The organism is Pseudomonas sp. WS 5059 (assembly GCF_012985525.1).
Classification (GTDB): Bacteria; Pseudomonadota; Gammaproteobacteria; order Pseudomonadales; family Pseudomonadaceae; genus Aquipseudomonas.
The window spans coordinates 565,524-584,882 of sequence record NZ_JAAQWO010000004.1 but is presented as its reverse complement, the minus strand read 5'-3'; the positions used below and the strand labels follow the sequence as shown (position 1 = coordinate 584,882).

The following is a 19,359-nucleotide window of genomic DNA, read 5'->3' as shown; positions in this document are numbered from 1 at the left end:
GATGGTCCTGCTGATCAGTGCCTTGTTGTTTTTGGCTGCGCTCGTTCTGATCGCCGGCCAGTTGCTGGCCCAGCGTCGCCGCGAGCGCCTGGTCAACCAGCGCCTGCAAGGCCAACTGGTGCGCCGCGACCGGCTCGGCACCCTGCTCAGCCAGTTTGGCAGCAGCCAACTGGCCCAGCGCTCGGTGAGCATGGATAACGAAACGCAGATCCTGCTCAACCGCGTGGGCTGGCGCAAAGCCAATCAGCGCTCGATCTTCGCCGCCTGCCAGATTGGCGTGCCGCTAGTGCTGGCCGGGCTGATCCTGGTGGGTGAGGAACTGATCTTTCCCGGCGCCGACTCCCCGTGGATCGCGCCCCTGCTCGGCCTGGGCGTGGGCTACCTGATACCCAAGCGCATCCTCGCCAGCGCGGCCAAGGCCCGCCAGCAGCAAATCTCCCGTGAGGTGTCGACCTTCATCCCGCTGCTGCGCATTCTGTTCGAGTCGGGCATGGCGGTTGAACAGTCGCTGCGGGTATTGAGCGTTGAAGCTCAGCGCCTGCTGCCCGCGCTGACCCAGGAGCTGCGGCTGATCCTGGCACGGGTCGACTCCGGCCTGGAACTGAGCGAGGAACTGGGCAAAACTGCCCGGCTGCTGGCCGTGGACGAATTCACCGACACCTGCATCATTCTCCAACAACTGATCCAGCAGGGCGGCGGCGCCATGAAGTCGCTGCTGGCCCTCAAGCAACTGCTCGATGACCGCCGCTTGACCCGCTTGCAGGAATTCATCTCGAAGATGTCGGCCAAGATGTCGGTGGTGATGATGGTTTTCCTGTTTCCCGCTTTATTGATTGTGCTGGGGGGGCCGGCATTCATTGCGATCTCCCGGGCCCTGAGCAGTTTTTGAGGAGCGCTCGATGAAAGCACTGATTGCAGGCCTGGGCCTGCTGATGCTCGGCGGCTGTGCCAGTAACGGCCAGACGCCGTGGTCGGCGCTGATGACCCCGGGCAGTTGTGCCAAGCCCAGCGCCGAGCAGGAGCTGTCGCTGAACCTGGCCGATGACATGGCCAATGAAGGGAAGATGCACGCCAGCCTGGCCAACCTGCAAAGCCTGCCGGAGTCTTTGCCGCAAGTGCGCCAGCGCAAGGCCAAGGTCTACCGCCTGCTCGGGCGCAATGAAGCGCAACCGCTGTACCGCAGCCTGCTGGGCACCTGCATGGCGGCCGAAGGGGAACACGGCCTGGGTCAGCTGGCGGCGGCCCAGGGCGACAACGCCCAGGCCTTGGCCCATATGCAACGGGCGGCGCAACTGGCGCCCACCGATGAAAAAATCCGCAACGACCTGGGGGTGGTCTACCTCAACCAACGGCGCCTGGAAGAGGCGCGCTTTGAGTTCATGACGGCCATGGAGCTCAAGCAAAGCGATCAACTGGCGGCGGTCAACCTGGTGACCCTGCTGATCTACCAGGACAACTGGGGCCAGGCCGCACAACTGGCCAGCCAAGTGGGCCTGAGCCCCGAGCAGGTCACCGAGGCCCAGGCCCGGGCCGAGAAACTCAAGGCCGCCGGCATGCCGGCTGCCAAGGCCAAGGACCAGGTCGCAGCGGCCAGCGATGCACCGCCCGCACTAATCAAGTAAGCGCTTGAAGGAGCCGATGATGAAATTCCCCTACCTCGCCAGCCTGACGCTGCTGGCCCTGCCCCTGACGGTACTGGCCATCGAGCCTGGGCCCTCGTCCAAGGCCCAGCAGGAAACGGAGAACTGGCTGAGGCTGCAAGTCGACGGGCAAGCCGCCTCACCCACGGTACAGAGGGCAACGCCCGCCGAACGCGAACTGGCGATACAGCGTTTGCTGGAGAGCAAGAAATTCGCGATCCCCGAAAAGTTCGACGAAGACAACGCAAGCGGGGGCTCGGGCAGTAGCAAATAAACCACAGCCACTGGAGAAATGTGGGAGCGGGCTTGCCCTGATGCAGATCAGTTAAGCGAACGCAATGCTCAAGACAGTGAAGATCAAATGTGGGAGCGGGCTTGCTCGCGAAAGCGGTGGGTCAGTCAACATCAATGTTTGCCGGGCCGACGTCTTCGCGAGCAAGCCCGCTCCCACAGGGGGATCTGCGCTTAACTGACTGGCATTAAGCTTGCCCGCTCCTACAGGGCTGTACGCAAAGCTTCAGTGCGCCGTCACCCGCTGGCGCAATGCCGAGTTGCTCGGTGACAGCGCCAACGCCAGTTGGGTGCGGTTGTGCATATGGGTCAAGCGCAACACCTGGGACACGTACAACTTGACCGTGTTCTCGGTAATACCCAGCTCGCAGGCAATCTGGTAGTTGGTCTGGCCCTTGCCCACCAGCCGCGCGACGTCCAGTTGCCGGGGCGACAACTGATTGAAGATCGCCGGCACCTCCAGGCGCTCGGCCTCCTCGCCTGACCCTTCGCCCTCGGCTTGCGGCGCCGGGCCGCGACGGACCTTGTCCAGGTCCTGGTACAAGTCATCGATGGACTCGGAAAGATATTGCAGCTTCTGGTTCAAGTTCCCCAGGTGCAGATTCTTGTGGCGCTCTTCCAGGGCAGCCTCCTGGCGCTGCAAGCCTTCGAGCAACTCATTGAGGTTGATGGGCTTTTGGTAGTAATCGGAGATGCCCACGCGCAAGGCCTTGATCACGTCCTGCTTGTCCGCCCGGCCAGTGAGCATGATGGCTTCGAAGGCACGCTGCTTGCCGGCAATTTTCTGCAGGGCCTGCACCAACTCAATGCCGTCCATGTCCGGCATATGCAGGTCACACAGCACCAGGCCGATCTGCGGGTCTTCACTGAAGCGCTGCACGGCCTGCTGGCTGGAGCCACACGGGACACAGCGATAACCGCTGCTTTCAAGAAATTCGCAAAGCTCCTCCACAATCAGCGGTTGATCGTCGACCACGAGCACTTTTACTGCAGATGTAAGCTTGTTCACGCGCTACTCCATGCCTGGCAAGCCAAAGATTGACCTATCCGTTCCGAGGAACTTTCCTAATTACCGGTACAAATAAACGTAGACGTACTTTGCGACTATGTACATAGCGATATAGAGCGCCCGCGACTAATGGAGCCACGGCCAGGCCAAGGTAAAACCCACTAAAAGAAACGGTGCAAAGGGCAGTTTTTTTGACGGGTCCACCACCAGGTAACCCAGGCGCGCTCTAACGCCTTGACTGGCAAGCGGTAACAGCCGAGGCCCATAGACCAGCCATGCGACATTGGCCGCGCCGGCCCCGATCAGCGACCACAACAGGTAGGTCGAATTCGACGCCAGCGCCAACGCCGCGAGCATCTTCACATCCGCGGCCCCCAGGCGCCCGAGGGCGTAGCCGGGCAGCGTCAACAGCAGCGCCAGGATCAGCGCCCACAGCCCTTCAGACCGGGACGTGCCGAGCCAGGTGCTACCGCTCCACAGCAGATAGAGCAGCGCCAGCAACGCCACGCCCAGGGTCAGGCGATTGGCGATCTGTCGCTGGCGAATATCCTGCATTGCACACAACACCAACCAGACAACTACCACGAGGCCTTGGATCACGTAAAAACCGTCCCTTTTTGCCGATTGATTCTATGCTGATATCAGGTAGTAGCAGTCAGGGTAGTCGCAGTGATGAAAACCAGCCTCCCTAGAAAGCAAAAAGGCGCAGTCGCCATCGAATTTGCGGCGGTGTTCGTGATTTTTTTTGCCGTGTTCTATGCCATGGTCAGCTATAGCCTGCCGCTGTTGCTGCTGCAGTCGTTCAACCAGGCTACCGCCGAAGCCGTGCGCCGCAGCGTGGCACTGGACCCCAGCACCCCCAACTACAATGCGGCGCTGATCCTGCGGGCGACCCAGACCGTGCAAAGCCAATTGCAGTGGATCCCCGCGACGTTCCAGTTCCAGGCGGCCCATATCAATCCGACCTACACCGCAGGCGTGTTGACCGTCGAGATCAACTACCCCTCGGCCAACCTGAAGAACGTCCTGCCGTTTATTGTGCTGCCGGGCATTGGCACAGTGCCCCGCTTGCCGACCACGTTGCACGCCCAGTCGAGCCTGCAATTTTGAACTCCGGTGACAAAATCTTCGGCAGGCTGCTGGGCCGCAGCAGCGCCCAGGCCCTGGAGACGCCCGCCAGCCCACCGGCGCAAGGCTTGCACCTGCGCCTGGACCCGCAAGGTCATGTGCTGGATATCAGCCGGGCATTGCACCCACAGTTGGCCCGTCACCTTGGCGCCCCGGCTCACCCGCTGTTGCGCGACCTGCTGTGCCTGCCTGGCGCATTGAGCATCGAGGGCACTCCCGCCGACTGGCAGCGGCACAGCCTGGACCTGGATTTCCAGGGCGCCGCCGATACCATCCTGCATACCCGTGGCTGGATCGAGCCGGACGGCGATGGCTGGATCCTGCGCCTGCTGGATATCAGCGACCTGCTGAACGGCCGGCAATTGGCCCAGCAGCGCGAACAGAACCACCAATTGGCCAGCCAGATGAGCGAGCAGCTGCGCGTCTGCAGCCTGACACGCCTGCCGCAAGTGTTCAGCGAGCACCTGCGCAACCTGGCCCAGCGCTGGCATATCCCGTGCGTGGCGATGGTCCTGCTCGACCAGCAGGACCAGGACTGGCTGGTCTACAGCGGCTACAGCGCCCACGACGCGCCGCAGTTGTGGGAACCGGGCCAACGCCTGGGTACCTGCCTGGACAGCCTCAACGGCAACACCGCGCTGAGCCTGAAAACCCTCCAGGGCCGCAGCGAACACCCGCGCCTGTACAGCGTGTTTGGCAGCGCCGAGGGCCTGCTGGTGCCCTATCGCGATAGCCAGGGGGTGGCCGCCTGGTTGCTGTGCGGGTTCTACAGTGGCCACCCCGACGTCAGCGAACGTGACTGGCTGAACCTCGCCGCCGCCCTCGCCGCCCCTTTGCTCAGCCGCCTGCGCGAGCAACGTCATCACCAACAACTGGAACGGGTGGAAGCCTTGCAAGGCCTGCTCGGTACCGGCTGGTGGGAATTGCTGGAAAGCGGTGAAGAAATCCTGCTGGCCCCACAGCTGATGCGCAGCCTGAGCCCGGAAGATGCACCGACCAAACAGGTACTGGCCAACTGGCTGGAACTGATCCACCCCGCCGACCGCCAGGAACTCAACAGCCGCCTGCAAGACCTGCAAACCCTGGGCAAACCCTTGTTGACCAGCGTGCGCCTGCTGCGCAGCGACGCCAAGCAGAACCCCATCTGGTACCGCGTCCAGGGCCAGGTGCTGGGTGCCGGCGAGCAGCGCCGCTGGATCGGCTTCATGCTCGACATCAGCGACATCAAGAACCAACAATTGCAGGCCGCCGCCGCCCATGCGCGCCTGGACAACCTGATCGCCAGCTCCCCGGCGGTGATCTACGTGCAGCGCTACGTCAACGGCGCGCTGCACCCGGCGTTCTTCAGCGACAGCCTGCTGCCGCTGCTGGGCTGGACCCTGGCCGAATGCACCCACGACACCTCCGTGGAATGGGTACACCCCGAAGACCGTGACCTGTACTTCGAACGCACCCGGCAGTTGCTGCGCGAAGGCAGCGTGCGCAGTCGCTACCGCGTGCGCGATCGCCAGGGCAACTACCACTGGCTGCTGGACGAAGCCAAGCTGCTGCGCGACGACCTCGGCTTGCCGGTGGAGGCCGTCGGCCTGTGGCTGGACGTCACCGAAGCGACCCTGGCGGCGCAACAGATCAAGGACAGCGAAGAGCGCTATCGCATCCTCGTCGAAGACTCACCGGCGATGATCTGCCGCTACCGCCCGGACCTGACCCTGACCTTCGGCAACACGCCCCTGGCCAACTACCTGGAATGCACGCCGGCCCAGTTGCCGGGGATCAACCTGGGCCACTGGTTATCTGAAGAACAGCGCAACGCCTTTGTAAAACGCATCGGCCAGTTGAGCCCGGAATTCCCCGTCAGTACGGCTGAAATCAGCCTGCAACTGCCGGGGCGCGAACATGCGTGGTGGGTCTGGTCGGACCGTGGCGTATTCGACGAACACGGCCAGTTGCAGGAAATCCAGGCCGTGGGCCGCGACAACACCGAAGTGCGTCGCTCCCAGCAGCAACTGACCCAAAGCGCAAAAATGGCCACCCTCGGCGAAATGGCCACCGGCCTGGCCCATGAGATCAACCAGCCGCTGAATGTGATGCGCATGGCCATCGTCAACGTGCTCAAGCGCCTGGGCAACGGCGACGTGCAGATCGACTACCTCACGGAAAAACTCCAGCGCATCGACGCCCAGGTCCAACGCGCCGCCCGGGTGGTGGACCACATGCGCGTGTTCGGCCGCCGCTCGGAGGTCGAGCAACAACCTTTCGACCCGGCCCAGGCGGTGGAAGGCACCCAGTCACTGCTGGGAGAAGGCCTGCGCGGCAAGGGCGTGGACCTGCGCATCACGCCGATGGACTTGGGCGTACAGGTCAACGGCCATGTCGACCAACTGGAACAGGTACTGATCAACCTGGTGGTCAACGCCCGCGATGCACTGATGGCACGCCACGAAAAAAACCACGACTTCCACCCCTGGATCGCCCTGTACAGCGAACACGACAGCCGCCATGTGCGCATCTGGGTCGAAGACAACGGCGGCGGCATCGATGCGCGGTTGCTGGAGCGGATTTTCGAGCCGTTCTTTACCACCAAACCGATTGGCGTCGGCACCGGGCTGGGGTTGTCGGTGAGCTACGGCATTGTAGAAAACATGGGCGGACGCCTGAGCGTCGCCAACAGTGAACATGGGGCGCGGTTTTGTGTGGAGTTGCCGGTGGTGGGTGGGGGTTAGATCACAAGGTAGGCGCGGCCCATATGGCAGGTGAGGTTGGCGCCGACTTCGGCATTGCCAAGGTTGATGCCCAGAGCGCTCAGTAGCGTATTGACGATAGGGTCCAGCAGCGGGGATAAAAGCCCTTGAACGAGCCCGACAAGGGTTGTGGTGATCGTGGCCAGGAGCGCCGCGACACCCGCCAATGCTCCATTCGGAATCGCCGGTGCAGGAGGCGGTGCGTAGGTCACCTGAAGTCCATTCAACGTGTTACCCAGGCTGTTGATGATGTTGACACTGGAAATACTTTTGTAGGTCGGCGGGAGGTTCATTTCTGCCACCGGGGAATAAAACAGGCTTTCTGTTCTCTGCCCTACAGTTGATTGCGCCTTTAACAAAAATCCGCCGCCGACATTGGCTTTGCGTGGGTCGCAGCCTCCCAACAAAGTGCAGTGCTGGGTACCGATATCAATGAGGCGGACCGGCTGGACATCCACTGGTGTCGATGAGGAGAACGCCTTGGCCGGGTCAATTTTACCGACTGCCAGGGTGGCCAAAGAACTGGTGGCCTGGGCAGTTAATGTCTTGGTTGCGGAGGTTGCACAGGTGAAGTCGGTAACATGGCTTTCGCCACTGGCAGCCTCGATGTAAATGTCCAGCGTACTGGCAATATCAATATCTGTGCGCTCGCAAGACAGAGCACATAAAAGAGCATTTACGATAGCTGCCAGGTCCAGATTCAAAAGCCCCTTCACTACTTTGATCACTGGGTCGGTCAAGCCTGCCAGCCCCGATATCACAGAAGAAACCGTCCTCAAAATCGGCGCATCCACCGAGATCAGCGTGCGTACTTGTGCAGTGCGCACGGAAATCTGATTTGTCCCCGTAGCCAAGCCAGCCTTGGCCAAGGCGGGGTTGCCGATGGCGGATAGCTGTGGCGGCTCCATGACTTTGGTTTTGACTGAGAAGGTGGCGACCAGTGGCACGCTCAATTGAAAATCTGCCCTCACCAAACTATTGCCATTGGAGAGCTGGGCCACGCCCTGCAGCAACTGGAACAACTGCACGTCCGTATTCAAGGCCGCTGTGGGCGTGCCCGTCGCGACATTTAACAAATCGCCCAGTTTGAGCACCTTGGTATTCGGTGCGATGGCCTCGATGGCAAGCACGTTAGTGATCGTCGCCGCGACCGCCGAACCGTTGGTTTGCAGAACCTTGACCGCCGCGTCGATCAATTGCGTCGCCGAAACCGCGGTGTTGAGCAGCGTCGCGTAGTCACCCGCCGCCACATTCGCTTGAATAGCCAGTTGGTCCAGGTAACTGAGCAGGTTCACATTGGTATTGATCAAGCCCTGCCAACCCACGGCGGTCAGGGAAAGGCCACCACCAAGCAAGCCACCGATGGTTTTGTTCAAGATGTCTGATTGAGCCGAATTGACCGTCAGCAGCGAACTGCGAATCGTCAATTGCGCCACCGGCGGCGCCAGCGCCGCCACCGCTGTCGCAGTCAACGTAGTACTTGCGTTGTACGTCCCGCTGAACAACTTCCACACCCCGTTGGCGATACCGGTGGTGACGGTGCGGCTCGCGACTACGCGGATGGCCTCATTCTTGGTGGCATCCGCCGTAAATACACGGGTGTTGAGGCCATTGGTCAACAACGTCCCACACGTCACCGCCAATGCGCGGCTGCTGTCGTTGGCGACAACGGTGAAGCCATTGCGGGTGGCGTTCTGCTTGGCGTAGTCGACGGCGGTGGTGCTGCCTGCACACTGCCCGCCGCGGTTGGCGGCTTCCAGGGCGGCGGTGTCGGCGATGGCTTGCAGCTTGCGTTTTTCCAGGTACAGGCGGCCGCTATCGACCACCAGCAACAGAAACACCAGGGCCAATGCCAGGGTGCCGGCGAATACCAGACCGATTGCGCCACGTTGGCCAGAACGAAGTCGGGGAGACATCGAGCACTCCTTTGCCGGCGAACTGCCGAGCGCTTACTCTCCTGTAGTCAACAGCAGTGTAGACAAGGCTTGCAAGGTACGCTGGCAAGTCGCCACTTTGGTGACTGACGGAAAGAAACACCGCTCGACGCTGGCTAGTCCGGCCGCTGCATGGCAGTGATGCGGGCACCTCGGTGTATCGAGTTGTACGGAGTCGATCCCATCGCAGCCTCGCCGGGGCTCGACAGCTCCCACAGGGGAGCCGCGACACCTGCACATTCGTCTTGGCAACACAGATCGAATGTGGGAGCTGTCGAGCCCCGGCGAGGCTGCGATGGGATCGCCTCGGTGTACCTGTTAAACCGCAGCGCCCGGATCGCCGTGATGCAGCGGCCCTACACGGACCGAGTACGACTTAGCGAGGCGGGTAGTTGGACAGCACTTTGGTCACCGTCGCCCGGATCGCCGCATTGCGGTCCTGGGGGTTGGGCGAGCTGCTCATCATCTGTTCGTCACTGCCGCGCCATACCAACTTGCCGTCCTTGCCGTCGAGCAGGTCGATCTGGAGGGTGGCGACCTTGTAGGTGACGTTGCGGGTTTCGTTGTACATCGGCGCACCCCAATAGCCATTCCACGGGCCGCCCCAGGCGCCACCGTAGTTGGTGGTGACTTGCTGCTGGCGATCCTCGACGATCAGGTAGGCCTGCACGTTCACATCAGCCTTGGCCCCCGGGGCCGCCGGGCGCAAGCCGCGCTGGTCGAGTTGGTCGGCCACCGCCTGGCGGATGCGCTGTTCGGTGAGGTCGCTCTTGATCCGTGGATCATCGGGGCGGTACTGCAACGCTGGGTCTTTCCAGGCCCAACTGCGGTAGGCGGCAAAGTCGCGACTGGCGTCAAAATCGTGGTTGACCTGGCTGGTCTGGCATCCGCCCAAAAGCACGGCAAAAGCGAGCAAAGCGATACGACGCAACATGGTAGTTCTCCAAAGGGCAAACCGAACCTGAGATGAGAATAGCTGTTAACTCGGAGGATACGCCGTCATGGCCTTCTGCACAGCCTGGCGCAACGCATCGCCGCGTTCACTCAGGCTGCCCTGGCTGCCCGTTTCGGCGCTGGCGCTCCATACCGGCTGGCCCGTGCGGGCGTCGAACAGGTTGACGCGCACCACCACCACTTGCACTTCATAGGTGCGCACGATCGGCACCGAGTTGTACATGCCATAGCCGTTGCCATAGCGGTTGTAGCCACCGTAGCCGTAGCCATAATCGTCCTGCACCTGGCGCAGGCGTTTTTCCAGATGCACATCGGCGCTGACCAGCAAGTCCGGCGCGCGCTGGTCATGTACCGGGCGCAGGCCGCGCTGGTCGAGGGCGCCGCTGACGGCTTCGGCGATCTGTGCAGGATCTGCCCAGGCCGAGCCCGCCGGCAATTGGCCGTTGCGCCAGGCCCAGTTGCGATAGGCGCCGTAGTCACGCACCGGCGCCGGGTAGGCGCTGGCATCAAAGGTGTTGGCCGCCTGGGCAGGCGCCGGTGGCATGGGCTTGGAGGCCGCGACATACGGATTGTTGCTGGAGCAGGCACCCAGCCCCAGGCACAGCAGGATCAATGCACAGCGCTTCATTTCGATCTCCGCAGACTGGGCCGCTTAAACCGGACGGCAGATCCAGTGCAAATAACGCCCAAGTCCGGCAAAGCTTGGGTGACGACGGTGAGCGAGCTCCATCTCCAACAAGTCCTGCAAGTCGGCGCGGGCCTGGAACTCCACCGGCATATAGTCGTGGAAGACCCGCACCCCGCTCTGGCTTTCGACCTGCCACAGGCCTTCAAGTTGCGCCGCCAGTTCACGCGGGTCCAGGGGCTGTTGCGGGGTCAGGCTCTGTTTTTCGCCAGCCATGTCATTTTTGCGCATCTTGCGAAAGTGCCCCTTGAGCAAGTTGCGGTAAATCAGCGCATCACGGTTATAGAAGGCCAGGGACAACCAGCCGCCCGGCGCCGTCAACTGGTGCAGCACCGGCAGGATCCCATGGGGTTCGGCCAGCCATTCCAGCACGGCGTGGCACAGCACCAGGTCGTAGGGCTCGGTCAGTTGACCCAGCAGGTCCTGCCACGGCGCCTGGATGAACGTTGCGCTCTGCCCCGCCTCGGCGAACCGCTGGCGGGCACCTTCGAGCATCGGTTCGGCAGGCTCGGCCAAGGTCACCTGATGCCCGCGTTCGGCCAGCCACAACGACATATGGCCCAGGCCTGCGCCGATATCCAGCACGCGCAGAGGCCGGTCCGGCAGGGCCTCGGCCAAGTCGGCCTGCAACACCGCCAGGCGAATCGCACCCTTGGCACCGCCGTAGATCTTCTCGGCAAAGCGCGTGGCCAACTGGTCGAAATGGCGATCACTCATGGGTAAACCGCCGTTCGTTGTCGGCCAGCTTGGCGCTGACCACCTGGTTCATGTCCAGGCCCAGTTCGCCGCACAACAGCAGCAGATAGAGCACGATGTCCCCCACTTCCTGCCCGGCGTGGGCAAGTTTGTCGGCGGGCAACTGGCGGGACTGGTCTTCGCTCAGCCACTGGAAGATTTCCACCAGCTCGGCCATCTCGACGCTGGCGGCCATGGCCAGGTTTTTCGGGCTGTGGAATTGTTTCCAGTCGTTGTTATCGCGGATGCGATGCATGCGTTCGGTAAGGTGTTCGAGATTCATGGGGCGCTCCTGAAGGGGTATAGCTTCGGGCTCAAAGGCGGGGATGGCAAATAAATTTGCGGCGCTTGTCAGGGCGCTATCGCAGGCAAGCCCGCTCCCATATTTGGCGGTGTTTACAAATCAACATGGGGGAGCTGGCTTGCCTGCGATGGCGACCTAATCCACCACGCTGAACTCAACCCTGGCCGTCTGCCCCGCCTCATCGAGCACACTCAGTTGATAGCGCCCCAACTGCTCCAGGCTGGCATTGATACTGTCCTGACTGGCGCTGTCCCCCAGCGGTGCACCATTGAGGAACCACCAGCGCCGCCCACTGCCGCCCAACGCCGATAGCTTCAAGCGCAACTGCTGCTGGCTACCCGCCGGTAACCGCAACTGGTCCCCCTCACGTACACCCACCACCGACAACGGCGACGCCGCCGCCAGGGCCGGGGGCGGGCAATCCGGGTCTGGCGCGGGAATGCGCGCGTCACGCCGCTCGATCCGCGGCAACCATGGCTCCAGCGGGGCGGGCCACAGGGCTATGTCCCGCGAGACCGCGCCCGGGCAACTGGCCGCAACGCGCAGGCCCTTGGCATTGACCCACACGGTCTCCATCAAGCCGACACCCAAAGGTTGGTCCAGGGCCTGCAAGGTCGGCGGCGTGGTGTTGTCCAGCGTCCAGGCAAACCGCTGGCGCCGGCAATTGGGATCGCTGCGGCTCATGGGCTGGCCCAGGGGCCAACAGATCGCCGCCACGCCGACATTCATCGGCACCGCCTTAACGGGCGCAGTAATGCCGCGCTGGCTGTCGCGGTTGGTCAACACATCGTGCACTTGCAGCATCAACGGCGCCGCCGAGGCCAGGCCGAACTGGCCGGGCACCGGGGTGCCGTCCGGGCGGCCGATCCACACACCAATCAAGTAGCGCGGCCCGACGCCAATGGCCCAGGCATCGCGAAAACCGTAGCTGGTGCCGGTCTTCCAGGCCAACACCGGGCGCTGTACCAACTCGGCCCGGGGATCACGGTCCGGCCGCGCCTGGCCACTGAGGATGCGCCGCACGATCCACGCCGCACCCGGCGACAACAACGGGCGCTCCTTGAGCACATCATCAGGCTGCAAACGGATGGCCGCGCTCTTGCCGTCGCGGGCCAACGCGCTGTAGCCGCCGACCAGGTCCTCCAGGCGGCTGCCGGCGCCGCCCAGGATCAATGCCAGGTTCGGCTCGGCCAGCGCCGGCAGCGCCAGGGGCATGCCGCCGATGCGCATTTCGCCGGCAAAGCGCTTGGGCCCATAGGCTTCCAATAGTTGCACCGCCGGCAGGTTCAGCGAACTGGACAGCGCCGTGCTGGCCGGTACCGCGCCGGTAAAGCCCATGGAGAAGTTGCCCGGCCGGTAGTCACCGTAGCGCCGTGGCACATCCTGCAACAGCGATTCGGAGTGAATCAGCCCCGCGTCCAAAGCCATGCCATACAGGAAGGGCTTGAGGGTCGAGCCCGGCGAGCGCAGGGCGCTGATCATATCCACATGGCCAAAACGCCGCGCATCGTTGATATCCACCGAGCCCAGGTAGGCGCGCACCGCCATGCTTTCTTCTTCGACCACCAGGATCGCGGCCGAGGTGTGCTCCGGCAGCCGCGCGCGCCAACCCAGCAGCAGGTCTTCGAGACGCCGTTGCAGGGTCGCGTCGAGAGTGGTGCGAATCAGCGGCGGGCTGTCGGGACGGTTCAAGCGGCGCGCCAGCAGCGGCGCCAGGCTGGGTTCCAGGCGCGGCGCCAGCAACAGGGGTTCTTCCAGGGCCTCGTCGACCGCAGGTTGCGGCCATACCTGAAACTCGGCCAGGCGCCGCAGCACTTTGTCCCGGGCCTCCTGGGCGCGCTGCGGGTGGCGGTCCGGGCGCAGACGGCTCGGTGCCTGGGGCAAAACCGCAAGCAGCGCCGCTTCAGCGTGGGTCAGCTGTTGCGGCGACTTGCCCAGATACGCCCAACTGGCTGCCGCCACGCCCTGCAAGGTGCCGCCAAATGGCGCGCGATTGAGGTACAGGTTGAGGATCTGGTCCTTGGACAGATGCCACTCCAACTGCGCCGTACGCCACAGCTGGCGCAACTTGCCCGGCAGGGTGCGCGAATGGGGATCAAGCAGGCGCGCCACCTGCATCGACAAGGTGCTGCCGCCAGATACCACCCGTGCACCGCTGAGGTTCTGCCAGGTCGCCCGCACCAGGGCCAGCGGGTTGACGCCGGGGTGCTGGTAGAACCAACGGTCTTCGTAGGTCAGCAGCGCATCGAGGTAATACGGCGAGACCTCATCGGTGGCCACCGGGTAACGCCACACGCCGTTGGCATCGGCAAACCGCCACAAGGGGGTGCCGTCCTCCGCCAGTACCACGCGGGCCAGGTCATCCTTGGGCAGCGGCAGGGGCCAGAGGCGGTCGGCCAGCCACAGCAGGGCTATCACCACCAGCAGGCTACCCAGGGTAGCGCGTGCAACTATTCGCAAATTCAAACGGGCAAACCTCTATGCTTCTAGGGAACTCGCCCAAGGGATTGGCGACCAAAGGCTCAGGTCCGGCAGATACGCCCACCCTTTCATCAGGAAACTCATATGCAGGTAGAAAGCTTTTTCGAATGGCTGGGCCAGGCGCTCGGTTCGGTCATCCGCTTTATCGTCGACGGGCTCAGCGGCTTGTTCGGCGCCCTGACCAATGCCGGTGGCAACTTTATCGATGGCCTGTCGCGCACCCTGGGCATGGACACCTCGATCATCAGCATCATCACCCTGATCATCGGCCTGATGCTGCTGTACTCGGCAGTCCGGGCATTTATGCGGGCCTCGATCATCATGGGGATTATCTGGTTGATGCTGGGGTTGTGGCTGCTCAGTTGGGTTGTGCATTAAATACAGACCCTGTGGGAGCGGGCTTGTGTGGGAGCAGCGGTGCGACTTGCTCGCGATAACGGCGTATCAGCCACCGAATGTATGGGCTGAAAGATCGCTATCGCGGGCAAGCCCGCTCCCACATAAAGCTACCGCCAGTTCCTATAGGGGTTGGGCTTAACGGCCCTTGATCACCATATCGGCCGGGGTTTCCCCCACTGCCTGCCAGTTCGGCCGGTACATCGACTCCACTTGCGGCGGCGGTACGCGATAAGTCCCAGGCGTGACCGCACGGGCCAGGTACAGCAGGTGCGTGGTGCCATAGCCGTCCAGGTTCAGCGCGGCCACGTAGCGATCATCGCGATATTCCTGATGCTTGATCGACGCATTCTGCATCGACTCGCGCCATTCCTTGACCTGGCTGCTGGCGTTTTCCAGGCTGGCGGCGCTTTGCCCCAGGTTCTGGTTCTCCAGCTCCAGGCCAGCCGGCAACAGGTCAACCACCAGTGCATCCGGCACCCGCTGTTTGTTGGCGCTGACCGCAATGTGCACCAACACCAGGTCGCCGCTGCGCAGGTTTTGCAGGTTCAGCGGCTGGCCATTCATCCCCAGGTACTCGCGGCGAATACTCAGGTTTTCGCCACCCGCTGCCGGCGCGTGCTGTGGATAACCGGAGATGCTCAGTTGCTGGTAAATCGGCTCGCTGCCCGGGTTGTGCAGGGTCAGTGGTGAGGCCAGCAACGGCCCTTCCAGCTTCAGGCCGGACTGGCTGTTGTTCAGCTCGCGGGTTTCGCCGCCGCTGCTCAACTGCGCCGTCCAGTTGGTTTCCGGCTTGCCCAGCAAGCCACGCCCGGCCAGGAACAGCGAGTTGCGCTCCTGGGTCGACAGCCACGGGCTGGCCGCCATCTGGTCCGACAGCTCGAACAGGCGCTCTTCACGCTTGCCCTTGGCCAGGTCGTTTTCTTCCAGCAGGGCCAGGATCATCGCCTGATCACGCAGCGGGCTGCCGTAGTCGGCCAGCCATTCATTGGCTTTGCGCTTGACCGCCAAACCGGCCAGCAAGGCCTGGTCGGCACGCGGTTGGTCACCCATCTTCTGCAGGGCAATCGCCAACTGCACCAAAGGCAGGCCGGAGCGAGCATCGCTGCGACGTTCGAACAAGCTGCGCAATGCCCCCAGCGGCGCCTGCTGACTACGCGCCAGCACCAGCCCGGCATAGGCTTGTACGGCAAAACGCGTGTGGTCGGCGTTGTCGCTGTAGTCGACTTCAATCAGATTGCGTTCCTGCACATAGCGCAGCAGGCGTTCGCTGGCCTTTTTCAGCGCCTCGGGCGGTACGGCAAAACCCTGGTCGCGGGCGCGCAGCAGGAAGTCGGTGACGTACGCCGTCAGCCAGTATTCTTCCTCGCCATCGGCGCCCCACAAACCAAAGCTGCCGTTGTAGCGCTGCATGCCCAGCAGGCGCTCTATGCCCAGTTCGATCTTGCGCTTGCGCTCGGCATCCGGCTCGCCGGTCAACCCCAGGCGCGTCAGCACGGCGGCATCGGCATACAACGACGGGTACAGGCCGCTGGCGGTTTGCTCCAGGCAACCATACGGGTAGGCCTTGAGCGCACGAATCTGCTCGCCCAGGTTCAACGGCGGGCGGCTCGACAGGCTCAACAGCGCCTCACGCCCGGCCGGCTCAAACAGGGCCAGTTCGCTGTCCGGCAGGCTCCAGGCGTCGTCCTTGAGCACCGCGCGGTATTGCTTGAGCAGCGCCGGATAAGCCGGGCGCACACCCAATGTCCATTCGCGGGTAAACGCCGGCAGGTTCTCGCCCGGCAGGTCCAGGCCATTGACCGTGACCTTGATCTTGCCCTGGCCAAAACCGCCCAGCGCGCGCACCGGAATCTGCAAGGTGGTGCGCTGGCCCTGGGTCAGTTGCACGCTTTGCGATGGTTCGCCCAGCAGGGTCAGTTGCCCTTCGGCGGTCAGTTGCACATCGAGCTTCTGTGCCTTGCCCGACAGGTTGGACAGGTCCAGCGCCAGGCGCGTCTGGTCGCCGCCCGCGAGGAAGCGCGGGGCCGACAGCTCGGCAATCAACGGCGCGGCAATGACGGTCTTGGCTTCGGCCATGCCGTAGCGGTCATCGCTCCAGGCCTGAGCCATCAGGCGCAGCTCGCCGTTGAAGTCGGGGATATTGACGCTGACTTCGCCCTCGCCTTTCTCGTTCAAGGTCACCGGCGCGCTTTGCAGGGCGACGATGGTGACGCTGGTGTCCGGGCGCTTGCCGCCCTTGGCCAGCGCCGCGTCACCGCCAAAGGCCAGGCTGGCCAGGCGGCCCTGGCCGGCTTCGATCAACTGCCCATAGATATCGAACTGGTCCACGCCATACGCCTTGCGGCCGAACAGGCTGGAGTACGGATCCGGGGTCGGGTATTCGGTGATATTGAGGATGCCCACGTCCACCGCCGCCACCAGCACATGCACCTGTTTCGGCACGCTGCCATCGGCATTTTTTGCCGCGACCTTGACCGTCAGTGGCTGTTTGGGGCGCATTTTTTCCGGTGCGGTCAGGGTCAAGCCCAGTTTGCGCTGGGTACGGTCCAACGGCAGGTGCAGCAAGCCCACGGCGCGTTTAGGGGTGATGTTGGCCTTGCGCTCGCCGGGACGGATCACCAGCGCACTCACATACAAATCATGGCGCGACCATTTCGGGTCGAGCTTCACCGCAAAGCTCTTGCCTTCGGCCGGCACCTCGATTTCCTGCCACCACAACGGGCCTTCGCTGGACTCCACCAACAGGTAGCCCTTGCCGGCTGCCGGCGGGGTGACGGTGACGTTGGCCGTATCGCCATCGCCATCGCCATACGCCGGTTTGTCCAGCGCCAGCTTGACCTGGTCCGGGCGCACGGCGCCGCCTTCGGTGTTGTCCTGGGCCTGGTAGCCGGCCCAGAAACGCTTGCTGCTGATCAGCCCGGTCTGCGGGTCCTCGACCTCGACGCGGTACGGGCCCCACTCCACCTGGAAGCTGACCTTGGCGGTATCGCCGGCCTTGATGTTGACGGTCTGCTCATCGAGGTTGAGGAATTTCTCGTTGTAGTGATAGCTCCAGCCGTCGTTGTCCGAGTAGTTCCAGTAGTAGTCGCGGCGCTCGCGGATCAGGCGGACCTTGAGGTTGTCGACGGCAAGTTTCTGGCCGTCCTGGTTGGCCAGCAGCACTTCGAATTCCGCCGGGCCATCGCCATCGGTTTCCTTGCCATCGAACAAGCCGCGCAGGCCCGGCAATTGCTCGGCCGGCCATACCGGCTGCACCAGGCGCCGGGTGATCGGGCGCCCGCCCGATTCTTGCAGGCTGGCCTGCACGATCAGTTGCAGCGGCGACTTGGCCCCGCTCCATTTGCTTTCCAGGGTCAGTTTTTCCTGGCCCTGGGCGTCGAGCACGCTTTCGTCCAGTTCAAAATCCTGGCTCAGCTCTTCTTCCGTTACCGAGCCAAACTCGTAGCCCGGCAGGGCTTTGACCGCCTCGCGCAGCGGGCGCACATACACTTGCCCGCTCAGGCGATTGCCCGCCGCCGGGGCGCCGTAGAGGTAGCGGCCATTGACCTGGATAACGGCGTTGTCCGCCGGGCTCAACGGCGTGTCGCTGCCCTTGAGTTCCAGGGCCAGGCGCTCGGGCAGGAAGTCCTCGACGAGGAATTCATACAGCTGCGGCTTGCCGTCACCCAGGTCGAACACCAGTTGCCAGCGCCCGGTCGGCGCTTCGCCGGCCAACTGCAACTGGTATTGATAGAGGCCAGAGGCATCGGCGTCCCATACGAATTTGCGGCTGACCTGTTCATCCGGGCGGCGCACTTCGACACTCACGGGCTGCGGCTTGACGGCATTGCCGTCCTTGTCGCGCAGCAGGGCGTTGAGCAGCACGGTTTCGCCAGGGCGGTACAGGTCGCGCGGGCCGAACACGAAGAATTGCAGCGGGTGCGCAGGCTGGCCGCCGATATCGAACTCGGCCAGGTCCAGCGCCGCGCTGTCGAGGCGCAACAGGCTGGTTTGCTCGCCCTGTTTGGCCAGCAATACCTGGGCCTTTTTCGGCAGCGGCAGTTCGGCGTGGCCGCCCTTCTCGGTCTTGCCCTGGCCCAGCACGCGGCCTTCGGCATCGAGGATTTCCAGCTCGACACCGTCCAGCGCCTTGCCGCCTTCCAGCGCCTGGGTAAACACATCCAGGCGGTTGGCGTAACGGTGCACCGACAGGCCGATATCACTGAGGGTGAACAGCGTGGCCGGCTGCGAATAGTTGTAGGTGCCCGAAGCGCGCATCACCGCCAGGTACACGCCCGGCTGTTGCAGTTGCTTGAGGCCGGCGATGGGCAGCAGCAGGGTTTCGCGGGTGTTGCGCGCAGGATTGAGGTCGAAGCGGCCGCCGTACACCAAGTCGGCCATGGGCAGCAGTTCGCGCGATTCATAGCTTTGCAGGCTGGTATTGCGACCCCACTGGGCGAGAAACGCCGGCAGCGATTCGGGCTTGATACGGAAGAATTCGACGTCGATCTTGTCGACATTCAGCGCGATCACAGGCAAACCTTCGGCCAGGCGGGTGGGCAACAGGGTGCCACGGCTGGCGAAGCCGACGGTGGCTTGCAGGTCGCGGGTTTCCAGGCGGCTGACGTACTCGGCGGCGAGCTTGGCGTCATTGACCCCGCGCAGGCCGGCGTCCACGGTCAGCACCAACTTGCGCTGGGGCTCCAGGTGGCGCAAGCGCAGTTCCATCAGGTTGTCGGAAAGCTCCCAGGCACCGTCGACCTTGCCGGATTTGCTGTCCACCAGGTGCAGCTTGTCGGCGAACTTCTGGTCCGGGTCCAGCGGGATCGAAAAACTCACCGACAAGGTGCTGGCGCCATCCAGTTGCACCTCAGAAACGTCCACCACGCTTAACTCTCGGCCGGCATAACGCTGCTTGAGCGTCGCCACATCCACCGCGGCCTTGGCTGGGGCCGTCACCGCTGGCGCAGAGGCCGCGGGGGCTGCGGGTTTGTCGGAAGAATCGCAGGCGCTCAGCAGGGCCAGCGCACAGGCCAGGAACAATCCTTTGTTAAGCATGGGGCACTCGTTGTCGGGGTG

At 63.3% G+C, this 19,359-nt stretch carries 15 protein-coding genes; 6 read left to right on the top strand and 9 right to left on the bottom strand.

Annotated features, from left to right (window positions below; all coding sequences use genetic code 11):
* Window position 1: 1 nt before the first annotated feature.
* From HBO12_RS14925 to HBO12_RS14915, 3 genes are read left to right on the top strand one after another with little or no spacing between them, the layout of a single operon-like run.
* Window positions 2-889 (top strand): type II secretion system F family protein, encoded by an 888-nt coding sequence (locus HBO12_RS14925; protein ID WP_170042542.1) that lies wholly within the window; start codon window positions 2-4, stop codon window positions 887-889.
* Between the two features lie 10 nt (window positions 890-899).
* Window positions 900-1,622 carry a tetratricopeptide repeat protein gene (locus HBO12_RS14920; protein ID WP_170042541.1) on the top strand — a complete coding sequence of 241 codons (723 nt, stop codon included), beginning with the start codon at window positions 900-902 and terminating at the stop codon, window positions 1,620-1,622.
* A gap of 19 nt (window positions 1,623-1,641) precedes the next feature.
* Window positions 1,642-1,914, top strand: a complete 273-nt coding sequence (locus tag HBO12_RS14915; protein WP_169952014.1) for a DUF3613 domain-containing protein — start codon at window positions 1,642-1,644, stop codon at window positions 1,912-1,914.
* 243 nt (window positions 1,915-2,157) lie between these two features.
* Here HBO12_RS14915 and HBO12_RS14910 read toward each other — a convergent pair whose 3' ends face one another.
* Together HBO12_RS14910 and HBO12_RS14905 are read right to left on the bottom strand one after the other, a co-directional pair.
* A complete protein-coding gene (locus tag HBO12_RS14910) occupies window positions 2,158-2,940 on the bottom strand; it encodes a response regulator (protein ID WP_170042540.1) in 783 nt (260 codons plus the stop codon).
* Between the two features lie 126 nt (window positions 2,941-3,066).
* Window positions 3,067-3,540 (bottom strand): prepilin peptidase, encoded by a 474-nt coding sequence (locus HBO12_RS14905; RefSeq protein ID WP_169952018.1) that lies wholly within the window; start codon window positions 3,538-3,540, stop codon window positions 3,067-3,069.
* 72 nt (window positions 3,541-3,612) lie between these two features.
* Here HBO12_RS14905 and HBO12_RS14900 point away from each other — a divergent pair, with 72 nt between their 5' ends.
* A complete protein-coding gene (locus HBO12_RS14900) occupies window positions 3,613-4,050 on the top strand; it encodes a TadE/TadG family type IV pilus assembly protein (protein ID WP_169952020.1) in 438 nt (145 codons plus the stop codon).
* Window positions 4,047-6,791: a PAS domain-containing sensor histidine kinase gene (locus tag HBO12_RS14895; protein WP_170042539.1), complete on the top strand. Its 2,745-nt coding sequence runs from the start codon at window positions 4,047-4,049 to the stop codon at window positions 6,789-6,791. The genes HBO12_RS14900 and HBO12_RS14895 overlap by 4 nt, the downstream gene beginning before the upstream one ends.
* On the opposite strand, the gene HBO12_RS14890 is transcribed toward HBO12_RS14895, so the two are convergent.
* The 6 genes from HBO12_RS14890 to pbpC form a co-directional block, all read right to left on the bottom strand.
* On the bottom strand, window positions 6,788-8,725 hold the full coding sequence (locus HBO12_RS14890) for a pilus assembly protein TadG-related protein (RefSeq protein ID WP_170042538.1): 1,938 nt from the start codon (window positions 8,723-8,725) through the stop codon (window positions 6,788-6,790). The two genes, HBO12_RS14895 and HBO12_RS14890, sit on opposite strands and share 4 nt — an antisense overlap.
* A 394-nt stretch (window positions 8,726-9,119) precedes the next feature.
* Window positions 9,120-9,677: a DUF4136 domain-containing protein gene (locus HBO12_RS14885; protein ID WP_170042537.1), complete on the bottom strand. Its 558-nt coding sequence runs from the start codon at window positions 9,675-9,677 to the stop codon at window positions 9,120-9,122.
* 45 nt (window positions 9,678-9,722) lie between these two features.
* Entirely contained in the window at window positions 9,723-10,325 is a 603-nt protein-coding gene (locus tag HBO12_RS14880; RefSeq protein WP_029297619.1) for a DUF4136 domain-containing protein, read from the bottom strand.
* A 24-nt stretch (window positions 10,326-10,349) separates the two neighbouring features.
* Window positions 10,350-11,099 (bottom strand): methyltransferase, encoded by a 750-nt coding sequence (locus tag HBO12_RS14875; RefSeq protein WP_170042536.1) that lies wholly within the window; start codon window positions 11,097-11,099, stop codon window positions 10,350-10,352.
* On the bottom strand, window positions 11,092-11,400 hold the full coding sequence (locus HBO12_RS14870; protein ID WP_133713881.1) for a MazG-like family protein: 309 nt from the start codon (window positions 11,398-11,400) through the stop codon (window positions 11,092-11,094). The genes HBO12_RS14875 and HBO12_RS14870 overlap by 8 nt, the downstream gene beginning before the upstream one ends.
* 156 nt (window positions 11,401-11,556) lie before the next feature.
* A complete protein-coding gene (gene pbpC, locus HBO12_RS14865) occupies window positions 11,557-13,887 on the bottom strand; it encodes a peptidoglycan glycosyltransferase PbpC (protein ID WP_170042535.1) in 2,331 nt (776 codons plus the stop codon).
* Window positions 13,888-13,986: 99 nt separating this feature from the next.
* Here pbpC and HBO12_RS14860 point away from each other — a divergent pair, with 99 nt between their 5' ends.
* A complete protein-coding gene (locus HBO12_RS14860) occupies window positions 13,987-14,280 on the top strand; it encodes a hypothetical protein (protein WP_057437585.1) in 294 nt (97 codons plus the stop codon).
* 156 nt (window positions 14,281-14,436) lie between these two features.
* On the opposite strand, the gene HBO12_RS14855 is transcribed toward HBO12_RS14860, so the two are convergent.
* A complete protein-coding gene (locus HBO12_RS14855; RefSeq protein WP_170042534.1) occupies window positions 14,437-19,338 on the bottom strand; it encodes an alpha-2-macroglobulin family protein in 4,902 nt (1,633 codons plus the stop codon).
* Between the last annotated feature and the right edge of the window lie 21 nt (window positions 19,339-19,359).